Origin of the sequence: Xanthomonas citri pv. mangiferaeindicae (genome assembly GCA_002240395.1) — a bacterium.
Classification (GTDB): domain Bacteria; phylum Pseudomonadota; class Gammaproteobacteria; order Xanthomonadales; family Xanthomonadaceae; genus Luteimonas; species Luteimonas citri_A.
In genome coordinates, this window is record CP016836.1 from 3,609,003 (window position 1) to 3,634,654 (window position 25,652).

Below are 25,652 nucleotides of genomic sequence, written 5' to 3' on the forward strand. Positions count from 1 at the left end.
GTCAAGGCGCTGCCGGCATGCGCGGCGCACAGTCGTGCGCCGCCTCCCGGACTCCGCGCCATGCGCATTCGCCTCGATCTGCGTGACCTGCCGCCGCCCGAGCCGATGGAACGCATCCTCGACGCGTTGGCCACACTGTCGCCCGGGCATTGGCTGGACGCCTCCACGCCCATGCGTCCCGTGCCGCTGTGGGCGTTGCTCGCGCGCGACGGGTTTGCGTGGCGTCTGCTGGACGAGGCGCCGGGCCATGCGCGCATGGCGATCTGGCGACAGGCCGATGCCGCAGCCGCAGCCGCAAGCGCCGCGTTCGCACCACCGTGACCGCACTCGACCTGGCGCAGGCGCCGCCGCCTGCGCGCCCATTGCGCTGGCTGCTGAGCGCGCCGCTGTGGGGCTTGGCTGCAGGCGTCGGTGTGCTGGTGCTGGGCGACGCCGCGTTCACCAGCCGATGGACGCCGCAGACCGTCGCGCTGGTGCACGCGTTCACGCTCGGCGTGCTCGGCAACGCGATGCTCGGCAGTCTGTTGCAGTTCCTGCCGGTCGCCGCGGGCGTACCGATGCCGTTGCAGCGATCGGCCGCGTGGCTGCACATCGCATTCAACGCCGGGCTGGTGCTGTTCATCGCCGGACTGCTGCTGCCCGCGCCCGCGCTGTTGGGCCTGGCCGCCCTGTTGCTCGCCGCGCCACCGTTGGCGTTCGCGGCCGCAGCATTGCCGGGCCTGCTGCGCCGCGGCGCGTTGCGAGCGTTGCGCGGCGGCATTGCGCTGTCGCTGCTGGCGCTGGCGGTCACGGTCTGCCTGGGCGGCCTGCTGGTGGCGACGCTGCGCGGCGATCTGGCGCTGCCGCTGCCGCCGCTGGCCGACGTCCATGCCGCGATCGGCGTGCTGGGCTGGGTGTTGGGCCTGATGGCCGCGGTAGGCAGCGTGGTGCTGCCGATGTTCCAGGGGACGACCACGATCGCATCCCGCTGGCTGCTCGGCTGGTACGTCGCAGTCGGCGTGGCGCTGGTCGCAGGCGCCGTGCTGCGCATCGCGCTCGATACACAGGTCGGGCTCGCCGTCGCGGCCGCCTTGCCGGCGCTGGCCTTCGTCGCGGTCTCGCTGGGGTTGCCGGCGCGCGCGCCGCGGCGGCGCAATCCGGCTTTGGTGGCATTCTGGCGCTGCGGCACTTTGGCGACCGGCGCGGCCTGCGCGATGGTGCCGCTGGTCGCGGCCGACCTGCTGCCGCCGGCCGCGGGCCTGCTCGCCGGCGCCCTCGGGCTCGGCGTCGGGCTGCCGATGATGCTCTCAGGGATGCTGCTGGAGATCGTCGCGTTCCTGGCCTGGCTGGAGGTCCGCGCGGCATGCCCGCGTGGTGTGCGTGTGCCGGGGACCGGTGAACTGCTGCCCGCGCGCTGGAAGGCGGCCGCGCTCGGCGCGCATCTGATGTGTGCAGTGGCGCTCCCGGCTGCCGTGCTGTGGCCCCGAGCGGCGCCCGCCGCCGGCCTCGCGTTGCTGGCCGCGCATGGCGCAACGCTTGCCTGCGCGCTGCGCTGCGCACGACATGCACGCCGATTCGCACGGGCCGCGCCGCGTGCCGTCTGAGCGCTCGACGGCCGCCGAACATGCCTTGATCCAGATCAGCGCGCCCGGCCGCCGGCCGGCCCAGCATGGCCGTACCGCCCACTCCCATCGTTCAGAGGACACCGCGATGCAATTCAACATCCATCTCGACCGACCACAGATCGACATCGACGCCGTCGAGCGCCTGCTGCAGACCCTCGATCCCGCCGGTCTGGCCGATGTCGATATCACCGGTGTGCTGCGGGTCTCGACCACCGCCTCCGACGACGATCTGGTCACGATCCTCGCCAAGGCCGGCCATCCGATCCGCCCGAGCCAGATCGAGCGCGTGGCCTCGGTGTGCTGCGGCGGCTGCAGCGGCTGACCGCGACCCCGCGCCGCCGCTGGCGGCGTCTTCCGTATCCGGCATGAGCGGCCGGCATGAGAAGAATGCGCGGGCATGCCTGCGCGTCGACGCGGTCGGCGCGACAATGGGCCATGCCCCCCTCCGCTCCCGCCAAGCCCCACCGTACCGACGGCCGCCCCACCTTGCGCGAGCGCTTCGACGCGATGCGCAACTTGCGGCCGTTCCTGCGCATGATCTGGCAGACCAGCCGGCCGCTGACCCTTGCCAGCCTCGGCCTGCGTCTGGTCCGCGCGTTCCTGCCGGTAGCGATGCTCTACGTCGGCAAGCTGATCATCGACGAGGCGATCCGCGTCGTCGGCTTGGACGGCGGCTTCACGACCCTGGCGCAGGCTTGGTCCAGCGGCGCGCTCGATACGCTCGCCGGGCTGCTGGCCCTGGAGTTCGCACTGGCGATCGGCTCCGACCTGCTCGGTCGATTGGTCAGCTACGCCGATACCTTGTTGTCGGAGTTGTTCACCAACGCCACCAGCGTCCGGCTGATGGAGCACGCGGCGACGCTCGACCTCGAGGACTTCGAGGACCCCGAACTGCAGGACAAGCTCGACCGTGCGCGCCGCCAGACCATGGGCCGCATGAACCTGATGGGCCAGTTGTTCGGCCAGGTGCAGGATGCGATCACCGTCGCCAGCTTCGCGGTCGGCCTGCTGGTCTACGCGCCCTGGTTGATCCTGCTGCTGGCCGTCGCCTTGGTGCCGGCCTTCATCGGCGAATCGCATTTCAACGCGCTGGGTTACTCGCTCAACTTCCAGTGGACGCCCGAACGGCGCCAGCTCGAGTATGTGCGCCAGAGCGGCGCCAGCGTCGAGACCGCGAAGGAAGTGAAGATCTTCGGCCTGCACCGGTTCTTGATCGACCGCTACCGCACGCTGGCCGACCGGTTCTTTCTCGCCAACCGCGCGCTCGCCAGGCGCCGGGCGCTGTGGGGCACGATGCTGGCGGCACTCGGCTCGCTGGGCTACTACGTCGCCTACGGCTACATCGCCTGGCGCACGGTGCGCGGCGATTTCAGCATTGGCGATCTGACCTTTCTGGCCGGCAGCTTCCTGCGCCTGCGCCAGTTGCTCGAAGGCCTGCTGGTCGGCTTCTCGCAGGTCGCCGGCCAGGCCCTGTACCTCGACGACCTGTTCTCGTTCTTTGCAATCGAACCGGAGATCGCCTCACCAAGCGATCCGGTCCCGTTCCCGCAGCCGATCCGCGAGGGCTTCACGTTCGAGAACGTGGGCTTCCGCTATCCGGGCAGCGAGCGTTGGGCGGTCCGGCATCTGGATTTCACCCTGCACGCGGGTGAGGTCTTGGCGCTGGTGGGCGAGAACGGTGCCGGCAAGACCACGCTGGTCAAGCTGCTGGCGCGGCTCTACGACCCCGACGAGGGTCGGATCCTGCTCGACGGCCGCGACCTGCGCGACTACGACCTCGATGCGCTGCGGGCCAACACCGGCGTGATCTTCCAGGACTTCGTGCGCTATCACCTGACCGCCGGCGAGAACATCGGCGTGGGCCGGATCGAGGCGATGGGCGATGACGCACGCATCCAGGACGCCGCGCGCCGGGCAATGGCCGATGAGATCATCGCCGGCCTGCCCGACGGCTTTGATCAGGTGATCGGCCGGCGCTTCCGGAACGGCGTCGATCTGTCGGGCGGGCAGTGGCAGAAGATCGCGATCGCACGCGCCTACATGCGCGAGGCCCAGGTCATGATCCTCGACGAACCGACCGCCGCACTCGATGCGCGCAGCGAGTACGAGGTGTTCCGCCGCTTCAAGGAGCTGTCGCACCAGCGCACCGCGGTGCTGATCTCGCACCGGTTCTCCAGCGTGCGCATGGCCGACCGCATCCTGGTACTCGAGCAGGGGCGGATCGAAGCCAGCGGCTCGCATGCCCAGCTCATGGCCGAGGGCGGCCGCTACGCCGAGCTGTTCGAGCTGCAGGCCGCAGGCTACCGCTGAGCGGATACCGGTCGAAACGGCGCAGGTCGCCCGCGGCCGCACCGCTGCCGTGAGACGGCGTTGACGCGGCGCTGCGTACGCTGCCCGCATCAACGGAGCCCCGCGATGACCGATACCCGCCAGGCGCTCGCGCGCAATGCGCAGATCCTGCGTTTCCTGATGAAGTACCGCAAGGCCGGCGTGCTGACCGGCTTCGACCTGGACGCGGCAACGGTGGAGGTCGACGACGCCGACACCGCCGGCCAGCCGGAAGCGTTCGTCAACGATCTCGAGGCGCTCGGCCCGACTTTCATCAAGATCGGCCAGGCGCTGTCGACGCGTCCGGACATGGTGCCGCCGGCCTATCTCGCCGCGCTGGAACGCATGCAGGACGACGTTGCGCCAGTGCCGTTCCAGGTGATCCACGCCGCGGTCGAGGAGGCACTGGGCGTGCGCATCAACAAGGTGTTCGACAGCTTCGACGAGACCCCGCTGGGCAGTGCCTCACTGGCGCAGGTGCATCGCGCGACGCTGCGCGACGGCCGCAGCGTTGCTGTCAAAGTGCAGCGCCCGGGCATCGTGGAGCAGATCCGCGACGACCTCGATACCCTCGCGCGGCTGGCTGGCGGTATCGACCGGGTCACCGACCTCGGCCGCCGGGTACGCTTCGCCGACTGGGTGCACGAGTTCCGGCGTACGCTGCTGGCCGAGCTCGACTACCGGGTCGAGGCGGAGAACCTCGACCGCTTCGATGCGCATTTCGCCGCCTATCCGTCGCTGTTCGTGCCCAAGCCGATCTGGGACCTGACCCGACCGCGGTTGCTGACGATGGAACTGGTCGAGGGCACCAAGGTCACCGCGATCAGCGGCCTGCAGCGCACCGAGCGCGACATGGCACCGCTGGCGACCGCGCTGCTGCACGGCTATCTCGACCAAGTATTTGTGCACGGCGAGATCCATGCCGACCCGCATCCGGGCAACCTACTCTACACCCGCGACGGCCGACTGGCGCTGCTCGATCTGGGCATGGTGGCGCACGTGCCGCCCCGGACCCGCGAGCGCCTGCTCAAGCTGCTGTTCGCTGCGGTCGATGGTCGCGGCGAACAGGTCGCCGCCGAAGGCATCGCGATGGGTACGCGCCTGGAGGACTTCGACGAGGAGCGCTACTACCGCGATGTCGGCCAGTTGGTCGCGCGCTATGCCGCGCAATCGGGCGCCACCGGCCAGACCGAGGGCCGGCTGGTGCTCGACCTGGTCCGGCTGGCCACCGCCTGCGGGCTGCGTACCGCGCCGGAGATGAGTCTGCTGGGCAAGACCCTGCTGCACCTCGAATCGGTCGTGCGCACATTGGCCCCCGAGCTGGACATGAAGCGGGTCGTCGAAGAGCACCTCAACGACATGATGCGCCAGCGCCTGCGCAAGTCGCTCTCGCCGGCCAATCTCGCCAGCGAGATGATGGACCTGCAGGAGCTGGTCCGCGAAGCGCCGCGCAAGGTGTCCAATGTGCTGTCGCTGCTGGCCGAGAACCGCCTGCGCGTGCGCCTGACCGGGCTCGAGGAATCGCATCTGCTCGAGAGCCTGCACAAGATCGCCAACCGCATCGCGGCCGGCGTGGTCACCGCCGCGCTGATCCTCGCCTCGGCGCTGATGATGGACAACCCCGGCGGCCCGCGACTGTTCGGCTATCCGGCGATCGCGCTGCTGCTGTTCCTGACCGGCGCGGGCCTGGGCATCGCGATCGTGCTCAGTGCCCTGCTCGGCGACCGCCGTGCCCGCCCGAACGAGGAAAGCGGGCCGCATTAGGCGCGGCCCTGTGGCTTCACGTCGGCACGGGGCTGCGACCGCATGTCGCAGATGAGAACCGGTCTCATCGCTCTGTTAAGATGGGCGGCTCCGCGTCTCGTCTTGCCTTCTATGTCCTCCGCCTTTGGTTCCGAAACGGTGCTCGACGTCCGCCATTGGACGGACGCGTACTTCAGCTTCACCACGACTCGCGACGACGGCTTCCGTTTCGACAACGGCCAGTTCGTGATGATCGGCCTGCAAGTCGAGGGCAAGCCGCTGCTGCGCGCCTACTCGATCGCCAGCGCGAACTGGGAGGAGCAGCTCGAGTTCTTCAGCATCAAGGTCGACAACGGCCCGTTGACCTCGCGCCTGCAGCACATCCAGCCGGGCGACCAGATCCTGGTCGGCCGCAAGCCGACCGGCACCCTGCTGATCCACGACCTGCACCCGGGCCGCAACCTCTACCTGCTGGGCACGGGCACCGGCTTTGCGCCGTGGCTGTCGGTGATCAAGGACCCCGAGACCTACGAGCGCTTCGAGAAGGTGATCGTCACCCACGGCGTGCGCTCGGCGCAGGACCTGGCCTACCGCGACTACATCGTCAACGAGCTGCCGCGGCATGAATTCCTCGGCGAGCAGATCTCGCGCCAGCTGCTGTACTACCCGGCCGTCACCCGCGAGGACTTCATGTTCGACGGCCACAGCCACCGCGGCCGACTGACCGAACTGCTCGACAGCGGTCGCATGGCCGCCGACCTCGGCCTGGCGCCGCTCGACCCGGCCTTCGATCGCGCGATGATCTGCGGCAGCCCGCAGATGCTGGCCGATTTCCGCGGCCTGCTCGATGCCCGCGGCTTCGAGGCCGCGCCGCGCATCGGCACGCCGGGGCAGTACGTGTTCGAGCGCGCCTTCGTCGAGAAGTAAGGCCGGACGGCGGTGCGACACGCAGGCGTGCCGTGCCCCACGATCGGTGGTGCTCAGCGCCGCTGGGCGCTCGACTCTTCATCCAGGATCGCCTCGATCCGTCCACGCAACGCATCCGGCGCGGTCGATGGCGCGTAGCGTGCCCGCACGCAACCCTCGCGACCGACCAGGAACTTGGTGAAGTTCCACTTGATCCGCCGGCTGCCGAGCAGTCCGCGCTTCTGTCCGCGCAGCCAGGCCCACAGCGGATGCGCATTCGGACCGTTGACCTCGACCTTGGCGAACATCGGGAAGTCGACCGCATAGTTAAGCGCGCAGAAGTTGCGGATCGCGTCCGCGTCGCCCGGCTCCTGATGACCGAACTGGTCGCACGGAAACCCGAGCACCACCAACCCCCGATCGCGGTAGTCCTGCCACAACCGCTGCAGGCCGGCGTACTGCGGCGTGAATCCGCAGCGCGAGGCGACGTTGACGATCAGCAGCACGCGATCGGCGAAATCCGACAGCGGCTGGTCGGCGCCGTCGAGCGTACGGGCAGTGAAATCATGGACCGTGGTCATGGCGGTGACCGATGGGGACGTGGCTCGCAGTCTGCCGCAGATCCTGCCTCGGTGACCGTCGCACAGGCCGCGTATCGACCGATTGCCATCATGCGTCACGTGAACAATGGCCTTCATCCTATTGAAGTCACTGCAAAGACACGGTGCGGACTTCCGGCACGGTCATCGTGTTTCCCGATGGGCTAGCCTAGGCGGTCACGTCACCCGGAGAGTCACCCTTGCTCAAGCACCCGCTTGCCGCTGCACTGTGTGCGGCCCTCGCCGTGTCCGCCCTGCCCGTCTTCGCCCAGTCTTCGGGCACCGCCACGACCGCCCCCGCGGCAAGCGCCCAGCGCCCGGCCGACAATCCGCTGTTCGTCGAGAGCACGCTCGATCTGCGCTACCCGCGCTTCGACCTGATCCAGGACGCGCACTTCGGCCCCGCCTTCGACGCCGGCATGGCCGAGAACCTGCGCGAGATCGAGGCGATCGCCAACAATCCCGAGCCGCCGACCTTCGACAACACGATCGTCGCGCTTGAGAAGTCCGGCGAACTGCTGTCGCGCGCACGCCGGATCTTCGGCAACCTCAACGGCACCGACACCAACGACACGCGCAAGCAGATCGACGCCGACTACGCGCCCAAGTTCGCCGCGCACCGCGACGCGATCATGCTCAATCCCAAGCTCTTCGCCCGCGTCGACACGCTGTACAAGAACGTCGGCTCGCTCGGCCTGGACGCCGAGGGCCAGCGTCTGGTCGAGCGCTACCACACCATGTTCGTCCGCGCCGGCGCCAACCTGAGCGATGCGCAGAAGGAGCAGATGCGACGCATCAACGCCGAATCGGCCAAGCTCTCGACGACCTTCAGCCAGAACGTGCTCAACGAGGTCAACGACTCGGCCGTCGTGGTCGACACCGTGGCCGAGCTCGACGGCCTGAGCGAGGCGCAGATCGCCACCGCGGCCGAAGCCGCCAAGTCGCGCGGGCTCGAAGGCAAGTACGTCATCACCCTGCTCAACACCACCGGCCAGCCGCCGCTGCCGCAGATCAACAACCGGGCGCTGCGCGAGCGCATCCACAAAGCCTCGGTCGCCCGCGGCAGCCGCGGCAATCAGTACGACAACACCGGCGTGATCGCCCAGATCCTCAAGCTGCGCGCCGAGCGCGCCAACCTGATGGGCTATCCGAACCAAGCTGCCTTCATCCTCGAGGATTCGACCGCCGGCACTGTCGAGGCCGTCAATGGCATGCTCGGCCAGCTGGCGCCGGCCGCCGTGGCCAACGCCAAGCGCGAAGCCGCCGAGCTGCAGGCGATGATCGACCGCGAACAGGCGGCCAAGGGCGAGCCCACGTTCCAGCTCGAGCCGTGGGATTGGGCCTATTACTCGGAGAAGGTCCGACAGGACAAGTACAGCTTCGACGATGCGCAGCTCAAGCCCTATTTCGAGATGAAGAACGTGCTGGAGAATGGCGTGTTCTTCGCTGCGACCAAGCTCTACGGCATCACGTTCAAGGAACGCACTGACCTGCCCAAGTACCACCCCGACACCTGGACCTACGACGTCTTCAATGAAGACGGCAGCCAGTTGGCGATCTTCATCTACGACCCCTACGCGCGCCCGTCCAAGCGCGGCGGCGCCTGGATGAACTCCTACGTCTCGCAGTCCGAGCTCGACGGCACGCTGACGGTCACCGCCAACCACCAGAACATCCCCAAGCCACAGGCCGGCCAGCCAACGCTGCTGACCTGGGATGAGGTCACCACGATGTTCCACGAGTTCGGCCATGCACTGCACGGCATGTTCTCGGACGTGAAGTACCCGTTCTTCAGCGGGACCAGTGTGCCGCGCGACTTCGTCGAGTTCCCCTCGCAGGTCAACGAGATGTGGGCCGACTGGCCGGAAGTGCTGGCCAACTACGCCAAGGACTACCGCACCGGCGCGCCGATGCCCGCCGAGCTGCTGGAGAAGGTGCAGGCGGCCGCGAAGTTCAACCAGGGCTTTGCGACCACCGAATACCTGGGCTCAGCGATGCTCGACCAGTACCTGCACCAGCTGCCGGCCGACCAGTTGCCGGAGGCGTCGGAAGTCATGGCGACCGAAGCTGCTGCGCTCAAGGCGGCCGGCCTGGACTACCCGCCGGTGCCGCCGCGCTATCGCACGCCGTACTTCAGCCACATCAACGGCGGCTACGCGGCCGGCTACTACGCCTACATCTGGTCGGAAGTGCTGGACGCCAACACCGTCCAGTGGATCGAGCAGAACGGCGGCCTGACCCGCGCCAACGGCGATCGCTTCCGCAGCACCCTGCTCTCGCGTGGCGGCAGCAAGGACGCCAAGCAGCTGTTCGTGGATTTCACGGGCCACGAGCCGCAGATCGAGCCTCTGCTGATCAAGCGTGGCCTGGCGCCCGATCCGAAGGACGCGACGAACTGATCGCTTATCGCGATGCGTGACCAACGCCCGGCCCCGCGCCGGGCGTTCTTTTTGGTTCCTCCCCAAATACCGGAATGGGCGTTCCGCTTCGGATGGGCAGCGGCCTGCCAGCCGGAAGCCGCTCTCCCCTCGGTCAAGGCCGCTTCGCGGTCCAGCTACGCGAAACACGCGTGGCGTTTGCATGGATGCGCAGCGTGCCACGCAGGGCATCTCTTCCCCGGTCGCGCTATCGCAATCCCCAGCCAGCGCGAGGCACTGAGGCCGACAGTGGGCGACTTCTCCCAGCGGGGAACTCGTCGTCGATCCGAAGTCGGGTTGCGAGCGCCCAGCGCAGCAGACTGGCGGCCGGGGGCCGCGTCGAGCGCGCCAGGGATGGCGCGCGCCCGAGTCAGGACAGGATGTCCTGACCGAGGGAAGAGCGGCTTCCGGCTGGCAGGCGGCTGCCTCTCCGACGTGGGCTCCTACTTCCGCACTTGGGAAAAGAGCCCTCTCTTCTACGGGTCCATTCGCGCGGCCGGCGTGTCTCGTAGAGGCCATCCCTTGCGCACGCCTACGACACACAGAGGGTCCGCGGTAGCATGGCCGCATGTCCGCGATCCGCCTCGACGACACCGAAGCCACCGAACGCCTGCGCGACTGGCTTGGCGGCTTCCGCCGTGTCTTCGTGCTCACCGGCGCCGGCATCAGCACAGGCTCGGGCATTCCCGACTACCGCAATACCGATGGCGCCTGGAAGCGCCCTGCCCCGGTGACCTGGCAGGCGTTCACCGGCGACCCGGCGATCTACCGCCGCTATTGGGCGCGCAGCTTCGTCGGCTGGCCGCGATTCTCCGTCGCACGCCCCAACGTCGCGCATCGCGCGCTGGCGGCACTGGGCGATGGCGGTCCGATCGCGACCCTCCTGACCCAGAACGTCGACGGCCTGCACCAGGCCGCCGGCAGCCGCTCGGTGATCGACCTGCACGGCCGGCTCGACCGCGTCGTCTGCCTGGGTTGCGGCACGGCGATGCCGCGCGATGCGCTGCAACCCCGGCTCGTCGCCGACAACCCCGGCTGGCATCCTGGCGCGGCCGCAATGGCCCCGATGGCGACGCCGACATCGCGGCCGAGTCCGAAGCCGCGTTCGTGCCGCCACAGTGCCTGCACTGCGGCGGCCTGCTCAAACCCGACGTCGTGTTCTTCGGTGAGAACGTGCCGACAGCGCGCGTGCAGGCCGCAAGGACGGCATTGGCGGAAAGCGACGCGATGTTCGTCGTCGGCTCGTCGCTGATGGTCTACTCGGGCTTCCGTTTCGCCAAGATGGCCCACGAGGCCGGGCTGCCGCTGGCGATCCTCAACCGCGGGGTCACGCGCGCCGACCCACTGGCCACTTTGCGGCTCGATGCGGAGATCGGCCGCACGCTGGGCGCGCTTGCGCGCGACGCCTCAGCCGGCGACGAATAGGTCGCGATACGCCGGCGCCACGTGCGGCACCAGCACCGACGCCGGCACCTCGACGGTCTGCATCCCGTCCGAGTAGGGGCCGACCTGGTAGGGCGGAAACACGAAACGCAGACCCGCCAGCTTGCCGCCCTGCCCGGCGATCGGCTCGAACTGCTGGAAGTTGGCCACATCCGGCCGCGCACCTTCGTCGATCATCCGGCCTGCGGTCTGCATCATCCGGCTGCGCTCGGCCGGATCGAGCTCATCGGCGTCGATGCGCTGCGACAGTGCGGCATGCAGTTGCTCGCGCACATAGTCCGAAATCGCCTGCCAATCGCCCGCGTCGGTGACGAGTTCGTCGGCGGTGAGCAAGCGCTCCTCGCGGACGAGCCAGAAGAAACGCGCGATGATCGGATTGTCGTGCGCACCGCCGGTGTAGCTGCCGCCATCGGCGGCGATGGCGAGCACGCGCGCGGTGTCGAGCAGCGTGGTGAAGCTCAACGACAGATCGTAGGTCACGCCCGGCTGCAGTTCGGTGCCCGGCAAGGCTTGCTTGAGCTCGTCGCGGGCCGCCTGGGCGAAGCGATGCAGCTCGGCGGCAAGCCCCGGGTACTTGTTGGCTTCGGGCGGGTAGCTGATGCCCACGATGTAGCGCGGGTCCATCTCGACCACATCCTCGAGCTTGACCGGCGTTTCGGCCAGCGGCTGCACCGCCTCGGCATCGGCGTCCCCGGACCCGGCCGCCGGCTGCGCCGGCACGGGCGCCTCGCGCTGGCAGGCCAGCAGCAACAGCGGCAATACGCACAGCACCATCCGTCTCATCATCGATCCTCGGGGCCGCCCAGCGGCATGGAACTCACGAAACGCTAACGGCATCGACGTGGCCTGGTCGTGAACGACGGACGCCAGGCCGACGCATACGAAAAAGCCCCGGACGTTACCGTCCGGGGCCGGATCTGGCAGACGCTGCGGGCGATTAGATCGCCTGCACCTCGTCAGCCTGCAGGCCCTTCTGGCCCTGCACGACCTTGAAGGAGACCTTCTGGCCTTCCTGCAGCGACTTGAAGCCGGTGCCCTGGATCGAGCGGAAGTGGACGAACAGGTCCTGGCCGCTTTCCGGGGTGATGAAGCCGAAGCCCTTGGCATCGTTGAACCACTTGACGGTTCCGGTCTGGCGCTCTGACATGGTGTTACTCCTTGAAGCAGTGTGGTCATTGGAACACGACGACCGGCGTTGTTTGGATGGCCGGGTTGCCGCGACTGTCTAGCAAGGGGTAACGCGAAAGCGATGGAGCGGATCGTCCCGACCGAAAAGCTCCGGCCGTCGTGAGATTGGATCTACCGCATCGGAGCCACGATGTACCGTGATCCCGCCTTGAACAGTCCGCGCACGATACCGCAATTATCGACTGAAATGTGAATAGGGGGACGACGATGCCGCCCTCCCCGTCGGCGCCAAGGGGATGGCCGGCGGCTGCCTGGGCAGGGTCGCCCGGCGCCGCCATGCCGGCTGCGGACGAGGCGTGGAACACCGCGGCTCCGCAGCAACAGGTCGCTCAGTCTGTCGCCGCCCGGCGATCGCGCTTGCCCTGGTTCTTGCGGTCGCGCGTACTGCTGCTGCCGTTGATCGAGGCCTGCCGGCTTTCGGCAGCGTGCAGTTCCAGCGCCTTGGCCCGGGCCTGCGGCGACTGGTAACCCGGCGCCACCGACGGGGCGCCGTCGTGGCCGATGTCCTCCCAGGGCTTGGGCGCGCGCGCCTGCGCTTCGTGCTGCTCCAGCAACTGCCGCGTATTGTCGAGCGCGCGCTCGGGCGAAATGCGCGAACCGCGCCGCGACTTGCGCGCGGACGCCGCCGGCTTGTCCGCGGCGTCCGGCGTGCGCGCCGTGGCCGTCTTGCGCGACCGGGTCGATGCCGGCTTGACCGTGCTCTTGCCGACACGGCTCGATGTCGTTGCGGACGCCGCATGCCGAGAGGTGGCCGACGTTGCCGAGGTCTTGGTCGCTGCCTTGGCGACCTTGCTGGTCTTGTCAGTCTTCGCGGTCTTGGCGGTCTTGGCGGTCTTGGCCCGCGTGCCTGTCACGCTGGCAGCAGCGGCCGACTTGGCAGCCGGCTTGCGTGCGCCCGGCGCGCTCGTCTTCTTCACGGACTTGCGTGCCGCCGTCGCCGCCGCCTTGGCTGCCTTCGCGTTTTCCTTCTGGCGCGTTTCGAGGCGGCCGAGGATGTCAGCGAGCAGCTCGGCCTTCTCACCCGTACGCGCGTTCGCCTGCCCGGTCCGTCCGGTCTTGCTGCCGGTCGACTTGCGCAAAGCCAGACGCTGGCGCTTTTCCAGATCGCGCGCACGATCGCGGGCGGTGCGCGCGCGGGTCACCAGCTTGGCGAGCTGCGTGTCGCTCAGACTGCGCAATGCATTGGCGCGGCTGGCGTCGTACAACCCCATCTCGGTCTTGTTGAGCAGGCTGGTGGCTTTCGCTCGGGTCACGGCCATGGACATGCACTCCGTTTGATGGATGTGCGTGCAGGGATATCACGCATCGCATGCAAGGCCGGTGAGCGCGAACGCATGCCGCGCCCTGCGCGCGCCGCTAGAAGAACGACGGCGACATCAAACGATCGATGAAACTGCCGAGCACGCGCGGCTCCATCATCACGGTGAACAACACGCCGTAGCCCGCGCCCCACAGGTGGGCGCTGTGGTTGATGTTGTCGCCGCCTCGGCGGTCCATCCAGATGCTGTAGCCGACATAGCACACGCCGAACACGATTGCCGGCATCGGGATGAAGAAGACCAACAACATCGACCATGGGCTGAGCAGGATCGACGCGAACAGCACCGCCGACACCGCGCCCGAAGCTCCCAGACTGCGATAGTGCGGATCGCGCCGATGCCGCAGATAGGTCGGCAGGATCGCCACCAGAATCGCCGACAGGTAGAACAGCAGGAAGCCGACCGGGCCGATGTACGGCGCGAACGCGCGCTCGATGCCGCCGCCGAAGAAGAACAGCGTGATCATGTTGAAAAGCAAGTGCTGCCAGTCGGCATGGATGAAGCCGTGCGTGAGCAGCCGGTCGTACTGGCGATAGCGGTCCACCGCCGGCGGCCACAGGATCAGCCGGGCGAGCAATTGCGGCTTTTCGAACGCCTGCCACGACACCACGGCGGTGACGACGATCAGCAACAGCGTGACGGGAGCGAGGTTCATCGGGCGGGCTTCCGGAAGGACGAATCAGGCAACACGGTAGTTGTCCTGCATGGGATAGCGCCGCGCATACGCCGCGAACGCCAAGGCCGCCAGGAACGCGAATCCGGCGAAGAAGAACATCAGGAATGCGTTTTCGCTCAGCCCCGACGAGGCGATGTACGCGGTCACCGCCTCGTTGCGCACGCCGGCGTTGGTCAGCAGCACCCACAGGCTGCCGAAGGTGCTGGTCAGGTACCAGAACGCCATGATCACGCCCTTCATCGCCTGCGGCGCCTGGCTGTAAGCGAACTCCAGCGCGGTTGCCGACACCAGGACCTCGCCGAAGGTCAGCAACAGATACGGCAACGACTGCCAGGCCAGCGAGACCTGCTCGCCGCCATCGATCCACAGTTGGATCGCACCGGCGGCGATCCACGCCACGCCCGAGAACGCGATGCCCCAGCCCATGCGGCGCAGCGGCGTCACCGACAGCCCCATCGCGCGCAGCGCCGGGTACAGCACCAGGTTGTTGAACGGGATCAGCAGCATCACCAACAAGGGGTTGAGCGCCTGCATCTGCGCCGCGTCCTGGATCAGCCAGCTGGGCCACCACCACGCCGCGTGCGGGATCACCATCTCACGACCCTGGATGATCCAGGTCGAGGCCTTCTGGTCGAACAGCGACCAGAACGGCGTGACCAGTGCGAACACGATCAGGATCCGCAGCACCGCGCGCACGCCGTCGACCGCGGCATCGGGGTGCGACCCGCGCGCGCGCTCGAGCTGCATCGAGGCGCCGACGCCGCCGGCGGCAATGATCACACCCAGCGCCAGGCAGGCCGAGATCACGAAGTTGAAGGAGTCGGCCCATGCCGGCGGCACCACGCCCACCGCCGACAATGCCCACAGCACCAGCAGCAGCACGGCGACCGCGATGCCGAACAGCGCGACCAGCAGGCCAGGACGGCCTGCCCCCGGGCGCTCGGCGCGCAGCGCGGTCTTGACCACCTCGAAGAAGGCGTGCGGATCGCGACCGGCCGGGGGCACGTCGATGTAGCGCCGGCGCCCGAGCCAGAACACGAACGTGGCGATGAACATCAGGATGCCGGGGATGCCGAAGGCGACCGCCGGCCCGAAATGGCGCAGGAACAGCGGCGCCAGCAGCGACGCGAAGAACGAACCGAAGTTGATGATCCAATAGAACGCGTCGAAGACCAGCTTGGCCTTGTCCTTGTTGCTCTGGTCGAACTGGTCGCCGCAGAACGAGACCACCAATGGCTTGATGCCGCCCGAGCCGAGCGCGATCAGGAACAGACCGGTGTAGAACCCCGCGGCGTTGTTCTCGAACAGCGCCAGGCACGCATGGCCGGCGCAGTAGATCAGCGAGAACCACAGGATGGTGTGGTACTTGCCGAAGAACCGGTCGGACAACCACCCGCCCAGCAGCGGGAAGAAGTACACGCCGATCACGAACATGTGGAAGATGTCCTTGGCCGCGCCGTCGCGCTCCGGCCCCTCGGGCAGATAGGCCAACAGCACCGAACTGATCAGAAACGGCACCAGGATGTTGCGCATGCCGTAGAAGCTGAAGCGCTCGCAGGCTTCGTTGCCGATGATGTAGGAGATCTGGCGGGGCATGCGGCCCGCAGTGGTCTGGACGGTCGTCATCGGCACGTCGAAGGCAGTCTGGGAACCCCACAGCCTACCCGATCCTCGCGTCCGGCCCGCGACTGCCATGCCGGCCGATCGACGGCAAGTGCCGGGCGCTGGGCAGCGATCGCGATGCGCGCCCTTGGGCGTGCGCGCCCGGCCGGGCATCATGCACGGTCGCTCTCTTCCGGACCGCCGCCATGTTCCGCCGCCCGCTCCTGCCGTTGTTGGTCGCCGCCACGCTCGCCGCGCCGCTGTCGCCCGCGGCGGCAACCGGCGATCCGCGCATCACCGTGTCCGAACGCAGCGGCTTCGTCGAGACCGGCCGCTATGATGAGGTCGTGCGCCTGTGCGCCACCTTCGCCCGCCTGCATCCCGATGCGGTGCGCTGCACGCAGTTCGGCACCACGCCCGAAGGCCGGCCGATGCAGGCGCTGATCGTCAGCCGCAGCGGCACGCTCGATCCTGAGCAGGCGCGTGCACGGGGCATTCCGGTCGTACTGATCCAGGGCGGCATCCACGCCGGCGAGATCGACGGCAAGGACGCCGGCTTTCTGGCGCTGCGCCAGGTGCTCGACGGCGACGCCGCACCCGGCGCGCTCGACGCGCTGGTCTGGGTGTTCGTACCGGTGTTCAGCGCCGATGGCCACGAGCGTTTCGCGGCCTGGAACCGCCCCAACCAGCGCGGCCCGCGCGAAATGGGCTGGCGCACCACGGCACAGAATTACAACCTCAACCGCGACTACGCCAAGGCCGACGCGCCGGAAATGCAGGCGATGCTGGCGCTGGTCGAGGCCTGGGATCCGATCGCCTATGTCGACCTGCACGCGACCAATGGCGCGCAGTTCGAGCACGACATCGCGGTGCAGGTCGAGCCGGTACATTCGGGCGATGCGCAGATGCGCGATGTCGGGCGCACGTTCCGTGACGCGGTCATCGACGACCTCGCGCGCCAGGGCGCGCTGCCGCTGCCCTACTACCCGTCGTTCGTCGAATCCGACGATCCGGCCTCGGGTTTCGAGGACGGCGTGTCGCCGCCGCGCTTTTCGACCGGCTACTTCCCGTTGCGCAACCGGGTGGCGATGCTGATCGAGACCCACTCGTGGAAGCCCTACCCGGTCCGCGTGGCCTTGACCCGCAACACCGTGGTCTCGGTGCTCGAACAGATCGCCCGCCATGGTCGCGCGTGGATGCGGGTGGCGGCCGACGCCGACGCCCGCGCTGCCGCACTGGGTGGCACCTCGCTGCCGCTGGACTGGCAGGCCACGACACGCGCGCGGATGGTCGACTTCCGCGGCTACGCCTACACCCGCACGCTGTCGGAGGTCTCGGGCGCGCTGATGACACGCTACGACGAGACCACACCGCAGATCTGGCGGGTGCCGCTGCGCGACGAGATCGTGCCGTCTCTGACCGTCACGCTGCCGCGTGCAGGCTACATCGTGCCCGCCGCCCACGCAGCCAGCGTCGCCCAGGCCCTCGACCGGCACGGCATCGCCTATTCGACGCTCACGCACGCCCATTCCCAGCTCGCCGTCGAGACCTTCCGCGCCGAGCGCACCGCATTCGGCACCGCGCCGGTCGAGGGCCACCAGCGGCTCACGCTCGAAGGCCGCTGGCGCGCCGAGCCGCAGGACATCGGCGCCGGCGCACTGTACGTGTCGATCGCGCAACCCAAGGCGCGCCTGGTCGCCGCGCTGCTCGAGCCGCAGGCGCCCGACTCGATGGCCGCATGGGGCCGCTTCAACACCCACTTCGAGCGCAAGGAGTACATGGAAGACTACGTCGCCGAAGCGGTCGCGCGCGAGATGCTGGCCGCCGACCCGGCGCTCGCCGAGGACTTCCGCACCCGGCTGCGCGACGATCCGGACTTCGCCGCCGACCCGAGCGCGCGCCTGACGTACTTCTATCGTCGACACAGCGCCTGGGATGCGCGCTACAACCTCTACCCCATCGTCCGTACCGACGTCGTCCCCGAATGACTGGAGCTGCCATGTCCCCGTTGTCTCGCCTGATGCGTCACTGCCTGCCCGCGGCGTTGTCGCTGCTCGTCCTCGCCGCCTGCACCGGCACCGGCGGCGCGAAGCCCGAACCGGCGCCACCACGCACACTGGATGTGGTCACGCTCAACATCTACCACGACAAGGCCGACTGGCCGAAGCGGCTGCCGCTGATCGTCGCGCAACTGCGTGCGCTCGATCCCGACATCATCGCCCTGCAGGAAGTGCTGCAGACCCAGACCCTGCACAACCAGGCGCAGACCATCGCCGCCGAACTCGGCTACACGGTGCAGTTCGTTTCCACCGATCCGGCCGACCAGGCACATCGTTACGGCAACGCCCTGCTCACTCGGCTGCCGGTGAAGGCGCAGGACTGGCACCGGCTGCAGCCGCACGACGACTCGCGCAGCATCGGCCACGCGCGCCTCGACGTCGACGGCCATCCGCTCGATGTCTATTTCACCCATCTGCACTGGACACTCGAAGGCGGCGCGATCCGCGAAGTGCAGGTCGCCGACGCGCTGGACTTCGTGTCGCGCACGTCCGGCGACGTGCCGTCGCTGATCCTGGGCGACTTCAACGCTCCGGCCGGCGCACCCGAGTTCGCGGGGCTGCGCGCGCGCTACATCGACGCGTACGGCACGCAGCACCCGGAGGCCGACGGCGCCGGCGTGACCACGCTCAACCCGCACTTCTTCGACTACCGGTCACGGATCGATCTGGTGCTCGCGCAGCAGGGTCGCTTCGAGATCGACGACGCGCAGGTGGTGCTCGACACCCCGGATGCCGAGGGCACCTGGCCGTCCGACCATTTCGGCACCTGGGTCCGGCTACGCCTGCGCCCGTGACCGTCGCCAGCCCGGCAGTGCGCGCCCATTGCGCCGGCGGCGTGCATGCTGGGCGGCATCACAGCTGTGGAGTCCACCCCATGTCCCCGACCCGCCCGTTCCCGAAATTGGCCCGCATCACTGCCGCAGTGCTACCCGTGGCGCTGCTCGGCGCCTGCCAGACCCCCGCCCCGACCGTCGCCGCAGGAGCTCCGCCGATGACCGACAGCGTGCCGCAGCCATCGCTCACCCTGCAGGGCGAGGCCGTCTACTTCGAAAAGATCCTGATGCCAGAAGGGTCCCGGCTCGATGTCCGCCTGGTCGACCCCGCCCGCACAGGCGAGGCGCGCGTGCTGGCCGAACGCAGCACGACCGTCGGCGCCGGGCCCTACGAGTTCGCGCTCGACGTGCCGCGCGCGCGCCTGACGGGCGCGGCCGCCCTGGAGATCACCGTGTCGATGCCCGACGGCGCGCCACGCTTCCGCACCGAGGATGCCATGCCGGTCGCGATCGATCCCTCCAGCGCCGGCCTGCACGTCGGCCGTGTCCGGCTGCATCATGTCCAGCCGTAACGCGATGCTGGACGCGAGGCTGCGCGCCGCCTGACGGGCGGCGGTCTGGGCATCGGCAAGATCTGTTTGCCGTCCTCGGCGCGTGACGCGGCACGCCCCCGACAACGCAATGATGACGCGACTGCTGCGCGTTACTCGAAGCTGCCGATCGAGTCGTGCGAGAGATTGTCGAAGCGGGTGTATTCACCGAAGAACTTCAGCTTCACCGACCCCGTCGGACCGCTTCGCTGCTTGCCGATGATGATCTCGGCCAGCCCTTTGTCCGGCGAGGTTTCCTTGTTGTAGTAGTCGTCGCGGTAGATGAAGATGATGATGTCCGCGTCCTGCTCGATGGCGCCCGACTCGCGCAGGTCGGCCATCACTGGGCGCTTGTCGGCGCGGGTTTCCAGCGAGCGGTTGAGCTGGGACAGCGCGATCACCGGCACGTTGAGCTCCTTGGCCAGCCCCTTGAGCGAGCGTGAGATCTCGGAGATCTCGGTCGCGCGGTTCTCGCTGTTGCCCGGCACCGACATCAGCTGCAGGTAATCGATCACCACCAGCCCCAGGTCGTGTTCGCGCTTGAGGCGGCGACACTTGGCGCGCAGCACATCCGGGCCCAGGCCCGGCGTGTCGTCGATGAAGATCTTGGTTTCCTTGAGCATGCGGATCGCACTGCTCACCCGGCTCCAGTCCTCGTCCTCGAGCTGACCGGTACGCAGACGTGTCGCATTCACGCGGCCATTGGAAGAAATCAGACGCAGCGCGAGCTGGCTGGCCGACATTTCCATCGAGAACACGCCGACCGCTTTCTTGGTCTTGATCGCCGCGTACTCGGCGATGTTGAGCGCGAACGTGGTCTTGCCCATCGCCGGGCGCGCGGCCAGGATGATCAGGTCGGTCGGCTGCAGGCCGGCGGTCATCTCGTCGAACTCAGTGTAACCGGTCGGCAGACCGGTCACCCCGCCGCCGTTGTTGTAGCGCGTCTGCAGCACGTCGAAGGCGTCGGCCATCGCCTTGTTGATCGCGGTGAAGTCGCTGCGCCCCTGCGCACCGGCCTCGGCGATCTTGAACACCTGCTGCTCGGCCTTGGCCAGGATCTCGCTGCTGTCGCGGCCCTCGGGCTGGAAGCCATCGTTGACGATCTCGGTGCCGACATCGATCAGCTGACGCAGGATGGCCTTGTCGCGCACGATCTCGGCGTAGGCGCGGATGTTGGCCGCCGACGGCGTCGTGCTCGCCAGCTCGCCCAGATACGCGCCGCCGGCGACCAGTTCGGACAGCCCGTTGGACTCGAACCACTCGCCCAGCGTCACCGCATCGAAGGGCTTGTTCTTTTCGGCCAGTTCCTGGATCGCGGCGTAGATCTTCTGGTGATCGCGCCGGTAGAAGTCCTCCGACACCAGCAGGTCGGCGATGCGGTCGTAGGCATCGGGCACCAGCATGAGGCCGCCGAGCACGGCCTGCTCGGCCTCGACCGACTGCGGCGGGATGCGCAGCTGTTCGACGCGCGCATCGGCACGGTGGTCATTGCGGTATTCGGGACGTGCGGACATGGCGTGGACTTCAGAAAGAACGGATTACGGCAAGTGGCATGCTAGAGCGCGGGCCTGTGGACACGCGACCCCATAACCTGTGGATAAGCCTAACGATGCGCAGCTTCACAACGGGTTATCTCGCGGACTGAGACGACTTCTTCGGAGGCTGCGAGTACCCGGCCGGGATTGCTCCTCGGCTCGGTCAGTCATCCCTGACTGACTCGCCGCCGCGGACCATCCATGGTCCGCTCTCCGCAACGCCCGGCCGAGCCCTCGCTCGCGATCCGGAACTTGGCCGCTCTGAATCCGTGGACGACCTTCCACTGGGCGAAAGACTGGCCGCCCGAACACCAACCCGGTGCGCGCACGCTTTCGTCGAGGCGTCACAGAAGTCGCCCAGCCGGACGTTCTCGAGCAGCGGACTGGCGGGGTGCGGTCGCGCCGAGCCCGTCCCGGGTGAGCCGGCTCGGTTAAAACCGGGGTCAGAGTGCAATTTCACAAGACGAAATTGCACTCTGCCCCCCGGTTTTGCGGGCAGCCCAAACGAAAACGGGCGCCTTGCGGCGCCCGTCTAAGGACCACCCGATCCGATGGATCAGGCGACCTCGCCTTCGATGATCACCTTGACCGTGGTCTCGGCGTCGGCGTGCAGATGCACGACCACCTCGTACTCACCGGTGTTGCGGAACGCGCCTTCGCCCAGCACGACTTCCGACTTGTTGACCGGCGTGACCGCCTTGGTCAGCGCATCGGCGATCTCGCGCGGACCGACCGAACCGTACAGCTTGCCCTCGGTCGACGCATTGGCGTAAACGGTCACGCTGGCGCCCTCGAGCTTGGCCAGACGCGACTGCGCCTCGTCGAGCTGCGCCTTGGCCTTGGCCTCGTACTCGGCACGGCGGGTCTCGAACTCGGCCAGATTGGCCTCGGTCGCCGGCACGGCCTTGCCCTGGGGCACCAGGTAGTTGCGGCCATAGCCCGGCTTGACGTTGACCTTGTCACCCAGGTTGCCGAGATTGGTGACCTTCTGCAGCAGAATCAGTTGCATGGTGTAGCTCCGTATTCGTTAGCGGCGCCCAAGGCGCCGCAACGAGTGCTGTCCGAACCGGACGGAATGATGGTGAAAAACGGTGCCGCCATCCGCTTTTTTCTAAAGTCCGGCCATGGAAGGCCGGGCTTCAGCGGAGGGACCCGCCGGACTCACACATTGTGGTTGTCGGTGTACGGGATCAGGGCCAGGTAACGGGCGCGCTTGACGGCCGTGGCCAGCTGGCGCTGGTAACGCGACTTGGTGCCCGTGATGCGGCTGGGCACGATCTTGCCGTTCTCGGTCAGGTTCTGGCGCAGGGTGTTGAGATCCTTGTAATCGATCTCCTTGACGCCCTCGGCGGTGAACTTGCAGAACTTGCGGCGGCGGAAGAACTTGGACATGGACGTGCTCCTCAGGCGGCTTCGGCGTTGGTGTCGGGCTTGTCGGACTTGTCGCCGTCGGCGTCGCCGCCGGTGGACTCGCCCTCGTCATCGCGACGACGACGCTCGCCACGCTCGGGCTTGTCGCCCTTGTCGTCCTTGTTCTTCATGATCAGCGACTGCTCGGTGTCGGCCTCTTCGCGGCGGATCACCAGGTGACGCAGCACGGCATCGTTGAAGCGGAACGCCTCGACGAGCTCGTCGAGACCGGCCTGGCCGACCTCGATGTTGAACAGCACGTAGTGGGCCTTGACCAGATTGTTGATCGGGTAGGCCAGCTGACGACGGCCCCAATCTTCCAGACGGTGGATGGTGCCCTCGGCGCCTTCGATCATCGACTTGTAACGCTCGATCATCGCGGGCACCTGCTCGCTCTGGTCCGGGTGGACCAGGAACACGACTTCGTAATGACGCATAGTGGTTTCCTTTCGGATATCGACCGCGCCGGTCGGCGGCGGTCCGGATAGCCCCCCGCGTGCGCGGTGGGGCAAGGGTCTCCTCAGCGCCTGAGCGCAGGGAGCCGGCGATTCTCACAGATTCGCTGCCTCCGGGCAAGGGCGGGGACATGCGCAGGCCGGCCTGCGCGCAGGTGCGACACTCGGTCGCAGCCCTGTCGCAGGCGGGCATGGTGAAATGGACACCCGGCCACCGCGACATCGGAGCGCACCCCAAGCGGAACGCGCCCGGGTCGAGCCGCAGGCCCCTCCCCCGCCTCTCATGCCCGGATGTCTCGGGCCCGGACGACCGCATCGTGCAGACCACCGCCCATTGCCGAAACGACCGCGCGCCCAACCGGGCGCACGGCGCGTGGCGATCAGCGCACGGTTTCCAGGGTCCGGCTGAAGCCCAGCGCGGCCAGCGTCACGACGGCGCCCGAAAGCAGGTAGTAACCGACGTACTCCAGCCCGAAGCGGCTGCACACGCCCAGGGCGACCAGCGGCGCGAAGCCCGCACCCAGCAGCCAGGCGATGTCCGACGTGACCGCCGCGCCGGTGTAGCGGTAGATGCTCTCGAAGCGCGAGGCGATCGCATTGCTCGCCTGCCCCAGCGACAGCCCCAGCAGCGCGAAGCCCACGACGACGTAGGTCGTGCGGCCGGCGGTCGTGTCGTCACCCAGCAGGCCGGACGCGAAGAAGCTGAAAATCGCGATCAGCACCGCCGCGATCGCCAGTTGCCCGCGTCGGCCGACTCGGTCGGCCAACAGGCCCGACAGCACGATGCCCACCCCGCCGACCACCGCGCCCATCATCAGGCTGACCAGGAAATCGCCGGCGTTGTGATCGGTGTACAGCGTGGCCCAGCTGAGCGGGAAGATCGTCACCAGGTGGAACATCGCGTAGCTGGCCAACGGGATCAGCGCACCGAGCAGCACCTGGCGCGGATGCGTGCGGATGGTCTCTCCGATCCGGCGCGGCTGCAGTTCCTGCTGCCGGAACAGCTGCACGAACTCCGGCGTGACCACCAGGCGCAGCCGTGCGAAGAGCGCGACGACGTTCAGCGCCAGCGCCACGAAGAACGGGAAGCGCCAGCCCCAGGCCATGAAGTCCTCATGGCCGAGGACCCGGATGAACACCAGGAACATGCCCGCCGCGAGCATGAAGCCGAACGTCGCGCCCAGCTGCGGCACCATGGCGTACCAGCCGCGGCGTTCGCTCGGCGCGCTGAGCGACAGCAGCGACGGCAGCCCGTCCCAGGCGCCGCCCCAGCCCAGGCCCTGGCCGAAGCGGAAGACCGCCAGCAGCACCGGCGCCAGCAGGCCGGCCTGGGCGTAGCTGGGCAGGAACGCGATCGCCATGGTCGAGCCGCACAGCAGGAACAGCGCCACGATCAGCTTCGCCGCCCGGCCGAAGTTGCGGTCGATGGCCATGAACACCGCCGAGCCGATCGGCCGGGCGATAAATGCCAGCGAGAAGATCGCAAACGACTTGAGCGTGGCCTGCACCGGGTCGCTGTCGGGAAAGAACAGATAAGGAAACACCATCACCGACGCGATGCCGTAGACGAAGAAGTCGAAGAACTCCGACGTGCGGCCCATCACGACCGGGAAGGCGATCTTCCCTGGCGAGATCTCCAGGTCGTCGGTCTCCGGCGCGTCATCCAGCCCGGTGGTGGCTTGCTGTGCGGTGTCGCTCATCTGCGCGCTGTCTCCGGTCGTCATGGGGGATAATGCACCGCATTGTGAACCCCAAACGGGCCCACCACGCAAGGTGCGCAGCAGCACGCGCCCGCGCCCTGCCCTGATTCCACGCTAGCCGCCCGGACGTGGCGCTTCCGTCAAGCCGTTTCCCTTTTCAGTCGTCGATCTCCCGCCAATGAAATCCTTCCTCCGATTCTCGGTCCTGTTCGGGACCGCCCTGCTGCTGTCTGGCTGTGACTGGGTGCTCATGCGGCCATCCGGCGACATCGCCATGCAGCAGCGCGATCTGATCCTGCTGTCCACCGGCCTGATGCTGCTGGTCATCGTCCCGGTGATCTTCCTGACGTTCTTCTTCGCCTGGAAATACCGCGCGTCGAACAAGGACGCCGAGTACGCGCCGGACTGGCACCACTCCACGCGCCTGGAGCTGATCATCTGGTCGGCGCCGCTGGCGATCATCCTGGTGCTGGGCACGGTGACCTGGATCGCCACCCACAAACTCGATCCCTACCGCCCGCTCGACCGGATCGACGCAAACACGCCGATCGCCGAGGGCGTCAAGCCGCTGGTGGTCGAAGTGGTCGCGCTCGACTGGAAGTGGCTGTTCCTCTACCCCGAGCAGGGCATCGCGACGGTCAACGAGCTCGCCGCGCCGGTCAACGTGCCGATCGAGTTCAAGATCACCTCTTCGTCGATGATGAATTCGTTCTTCATCCCGGCGCTGGCCGGCCAGATCTACGCGATGACCGGCATGGAGACCAAGCTCAACGCCGTGATCAACGCCGAAGGCGTGTACAAGGGCTTCTCGGGCAACTACAGCGGCGACGGCTTCTCGCACATGCACTTCAACTTCCATGGCATGAGCCAGGACGGCTTCGATGCCTGGGTGCGCAAGGTGCAGGCCGACCAGACGCCGCTGGGCCGCCAGGAGTATCTGGTGCTCGAGAAGCCGTCCGAGCGTGAGCCGGTGCGCTACTTCGGCAATGTCGACCCGGCGCTGTACGAGGCGATCCTCAACATGTGCGTGGCACCGGGCTCGATGTGCGTCCACGAGATGATGCATATCGACCGCTCGGGCGGCGGCGGCGTCGACAGCCATGCCAACTACGCCCGCCTGCGCTACGACAACCGTCACGCCGACGAGCCGGTAGCCGCGCCCGGCGCGACCTTCCCCGAGGCCGGCCGCGAGGCGCGCGGCGACGAGCCCCAGGGCCACCAGCCGCGGGCCGTCTCGCCCGAGGAACCGACGCCGCAACCCACGCCTTCGAGCGAAGGCGCCGACGATCAGGGCGTGCAGCCCA

General features: G+C 67.9%; 21 protein-coding genes and 2 pseudogenes. 12 read left to right on the top strand and 11 right to left on the bottom strand.

The features are described 5' to 3' along the window. The first annotated feature begins 60 nt into the window (after positions 1–60). The 6 genes from BEN78_15700 (at position 61) to BEN78_15725 (ending at position 6,602) form a co-directional block, all read left to right on the top strand. Positions 61–321, top strand: coding sequence for a hypothetical protein (locus BEN78_15700; protein ID ASR44591.1), 261 nt, complete (start codon positions 61–63; stop codon positions 319–321). Further along, on the top strand, positions 318–1,583 hold the full coding sequence (locus BEN78_15705; GenBank protein ASR44592.1) for a hypothetical protein: 1,266 nt from the start codon (positions 318–320) through the stop codon (positions 1,581–1,583). The genes BEN78_15700 and BEN78_15705 overlap by 4 nt, the downstream gene beginning before the upstream one ends. Before the next feature lie 106 nt (positions 1,584–1,689). Continuing rightward, on the top strand, positions 1,690–1,926 hold the full coding sequence (locus BEN78_15710; protein ASR45190.1) for a hypothetical protein: 237 nt from the start codon (positions 1,690–1,692) through the stop codon (positions 1,924–1,926). 113 nt (positions 1,927–2,039) lie between these two features. After that, the gene (locus BEN78_15715; protein ID ASR44593.1) at positions 2,040–3,914 is read left to right on the top strand and encodes an ABC transporter ATP-binding protein; all 1,875 of its coding nucleotides are present in this window, start codon (positions 2,040–2,042) and stop codon (positions 3,912–3,914) included. Positions 3,915–4,019: 105 nt separating this feature from the next. Beyond that, positions 4,020–5,696, top strand: a complete 1,677-nt coding sequence (locus BEN78_15720) for an ABC transporter substrate-binding protein (GenBank protein ID ASR44594.1) — start codon at positions 4,020–4,022, stop codon at positions 5,694–5,696. Positions 5,697–5,807: 111 nt separating this feature from the next. After that, positions 5,808–6,602: a ferredoxin--NADP(+) reductase gene (locus BEN78_15725; GenBank protein ASR44595.1), complete on the top strand. Its 795-nt coding sequence runs from the start codon at positions 5,808–5,810 to the stop codon at positions 6,600–6,602. 53 nt (positions 6,603–6,655) lie between these two features. Here BEN78_15725 and BEN78_15730 read toward each other — a convergent pair whose 3' ends face one another. Next, positions 6,656–7,162, bottom strand: coding sequence for a glutathione peroxidase (locus tag BEN78_15730; GenBank protein ID ASR44596.1), 507 nt, complete (start codon positions 7,160–7,162; stop codon positions 6,656–6,658). Positions 7,163–7,407: 245 nt separating this feature from the next. Here BEN78_15730 and BEN78_15735 point away from each other — a divergent pair, with 245 nt between their 5' ends. Both BEN78_15735 and BEN78_15740 read left to right on the top strand, forming a co-directional pair. Then, entirely contained in the window at positions 7,408–9,579 is a 2,172-nt protein-coding gene (locus BEN78_15735) for a dipeptidyl carboxypeptidase II (protein ID ASR45191.1), read from the top strand. 586 nt (positions 9,580–10,165) lie between these two features. Continuing rightward, positions 10,166–11,022: pseudogene (locus BEN78_15740) on the top strand (NAD-dependent deacetylase). Here BEN78_15740 and BEN78_15745 read toward each other — a convergent pair. The 5 genes from BEN78_15745 to BEN78_15765 form a co-directional block, all read right to left on the bottom strand. Beyond that, on the bottom strand, positions 11,005–11,823 hold the full coding sequence (locus BEN78_15745) for a hypothetical protein (GenBank protein ASR45192.1): 819 nt from the start codon (positions 11,821–11,823) through the stop codon (positions 11,005–11,007). The pseudogene BEN78_15740 and the gene BEN78_15745 overlap by 18 nt on opposite strands. Positions 11,824–11,977: 154 nt before the next feature. Continuing rightward, positions 11,978–12,187, bottom strand: coding sequence for a cold-shock protein (locus BEN78_15750; GenBank protein ID ASR44597.1), 210 nt, complete (start codon positions 12,185–12,187; stop codon positions 11,978–11,980). A gap of 370 nt (positions 12,188–12,557) precedes the next feature. Next, complete coding sequence (locus tag BEN78_15755) at positions 12,558–13,487, bottom strand: hypothetical protein (protein ASR44598.1); 930 nt, start codon at positions 13,485–13,487, stop codon at positions 12,558–12,560. Between the two features lie 97 nt (positions 13,488–13,584). Continuing rightward, complete coding sequence (locus BEN78_15760) at positions 13,585–14,202, bottom strand: rhomboid family intramembrane serine protease (protein ID ASR44599.1); 618 nt, start codon at positions 14,200–14,202, stop codon at positions 13,585–13,587. Positions 14,203–14,226: 24 nt separating this feature from the next. Then, positions 14,227–15,849 carry an MFS transporter gene (locus tag BEN78_15765; protein ASR44600.1) on the bottom strand — a complete coding sequence of 541 codons (1,623 nt, stop codon included), beginning with the start codon at positions 15,847–15,849 and terminating at the stop codon, positions 14,227–14,229. Positions 15,850–16,031: 182 nt separating this feature from the next. Between BEN78_15765 and BEN78_15770 the strand changes: the two genes are divergently transcribed. The 3 genes from BEN78_15770 to BEN78_15780 all read left to right on the top strand — a co-directional run bounded on the left by BEN78_15770 (position 16,032) and on the right by BEN78_15780 (position 19,230). Then, positions 16,032–17,813, top strand: coding sequence for a peptidase M14 (locus BEN78_15770; protein ASR44601.1), 1,782 nt, complete (start codon positions 16,032–16,034; stop codon positions 17,811–17,813). An 11-nt stretch (positions 17,814–17,824) separates the two neighbouring features. Continuing rightward, the gene (locus BEN78_15775; protein ID ASR44602.1) at positions 17,825–18,679 is read left to right on the top strand and encodes a hypothetical protein; all 855 of its coding nucleotides are present in this window, start codon (positions 17,825–17,827) and stop codon (positions 18,677–18,679) included. A 197-nt stretch (positions 18,680–18,876) separates the two neighbouring features. Next, on the top strand, positions 18,877–19,230 hold the full coding sequence (locus BEN78_15780; protein ASR44603.1) for a hypothetical protein: 354 nt from the start codon (positions 18,877–18,879) through the stop codon (positions 19,228–19,230). A gap of 131 nt (positions 19,231–19,361) precedes the next feature. On the opposite strand, the gene BEN78_15785 is transcribed toward BEN78_15780, so the two are convergent. From BEN78_15785 to BEN78_15805, 5 genes are all read right to left on the bottom strand, one after another. Beyond that, complete coding sequence (locus BEN78_15785) at positions 19,362–20,762, bottom strand: replicative DNA helicase (GenBank protein ASR44604.1); 1,401 nt, start codon at positions 20,760–20,762, stop codon at positions 19,362–19,364. A 577-nt stretch (positions 20,763–21,339) separates the two neighbouring features. Next, on the bottom strand, positions 21,340–21,792 hold the full coding sequence (locus BEN78_15790) for a 50S ribosomal protein L9 (protein ID ASR44605.1): 453 nt from the start codon (positions 21,790–21,792) through the stop codon (positions 21,340–21,342). Between the two features lie 152 nt (positions 21,793–21,944). Beyond that, positions 21,945–22,175 (bottom strand): 30S ribosomal protein S18, encoded by a 231-nt coding sequence (locus tag BEN78_15795; GenBank protein ID ASR44606.1) that lies wholly within the window; start codon positions 22,173–22,175, stop codon positions 21,945–21,947. A gap of 11 nt (positions 22,176–22,186) precedes the next feature. Next, entirely contained in the window at positions 22,187–22,630 is a 444-nt protein-coding gene (locus BEN78_15800; GenBank protein ASR44607.1) for a 30S ribosomal protein S6, read from the bottom strand. A 398-nt stretch (positions 22,631–23,028) separates the two neighbouring features. Continuing rightward, positions 23,029–24,348 (bottom strand): arabinose ABC transporter permease, encoded by a 1,320-nt coding sequence (locus BEN78_15805; GenBank protein ASR45193.1) that lies wholly within the window; start codon positions 24,346–24,348, stop codon positions 23,029–23,031. Between the two features lie 178 nt (positions 24,349–24,526). Here BEN78_15805 and BEN78_15810 point away from each other — a divergent pair. After that, positions 24,527–25,564 (top strand): annotated as a pseudogene (locus BEN78_15810) (ubiquinol oxidase subunit II). Positions 25,565–25,652: the final 88 nt, after the last annotated feature.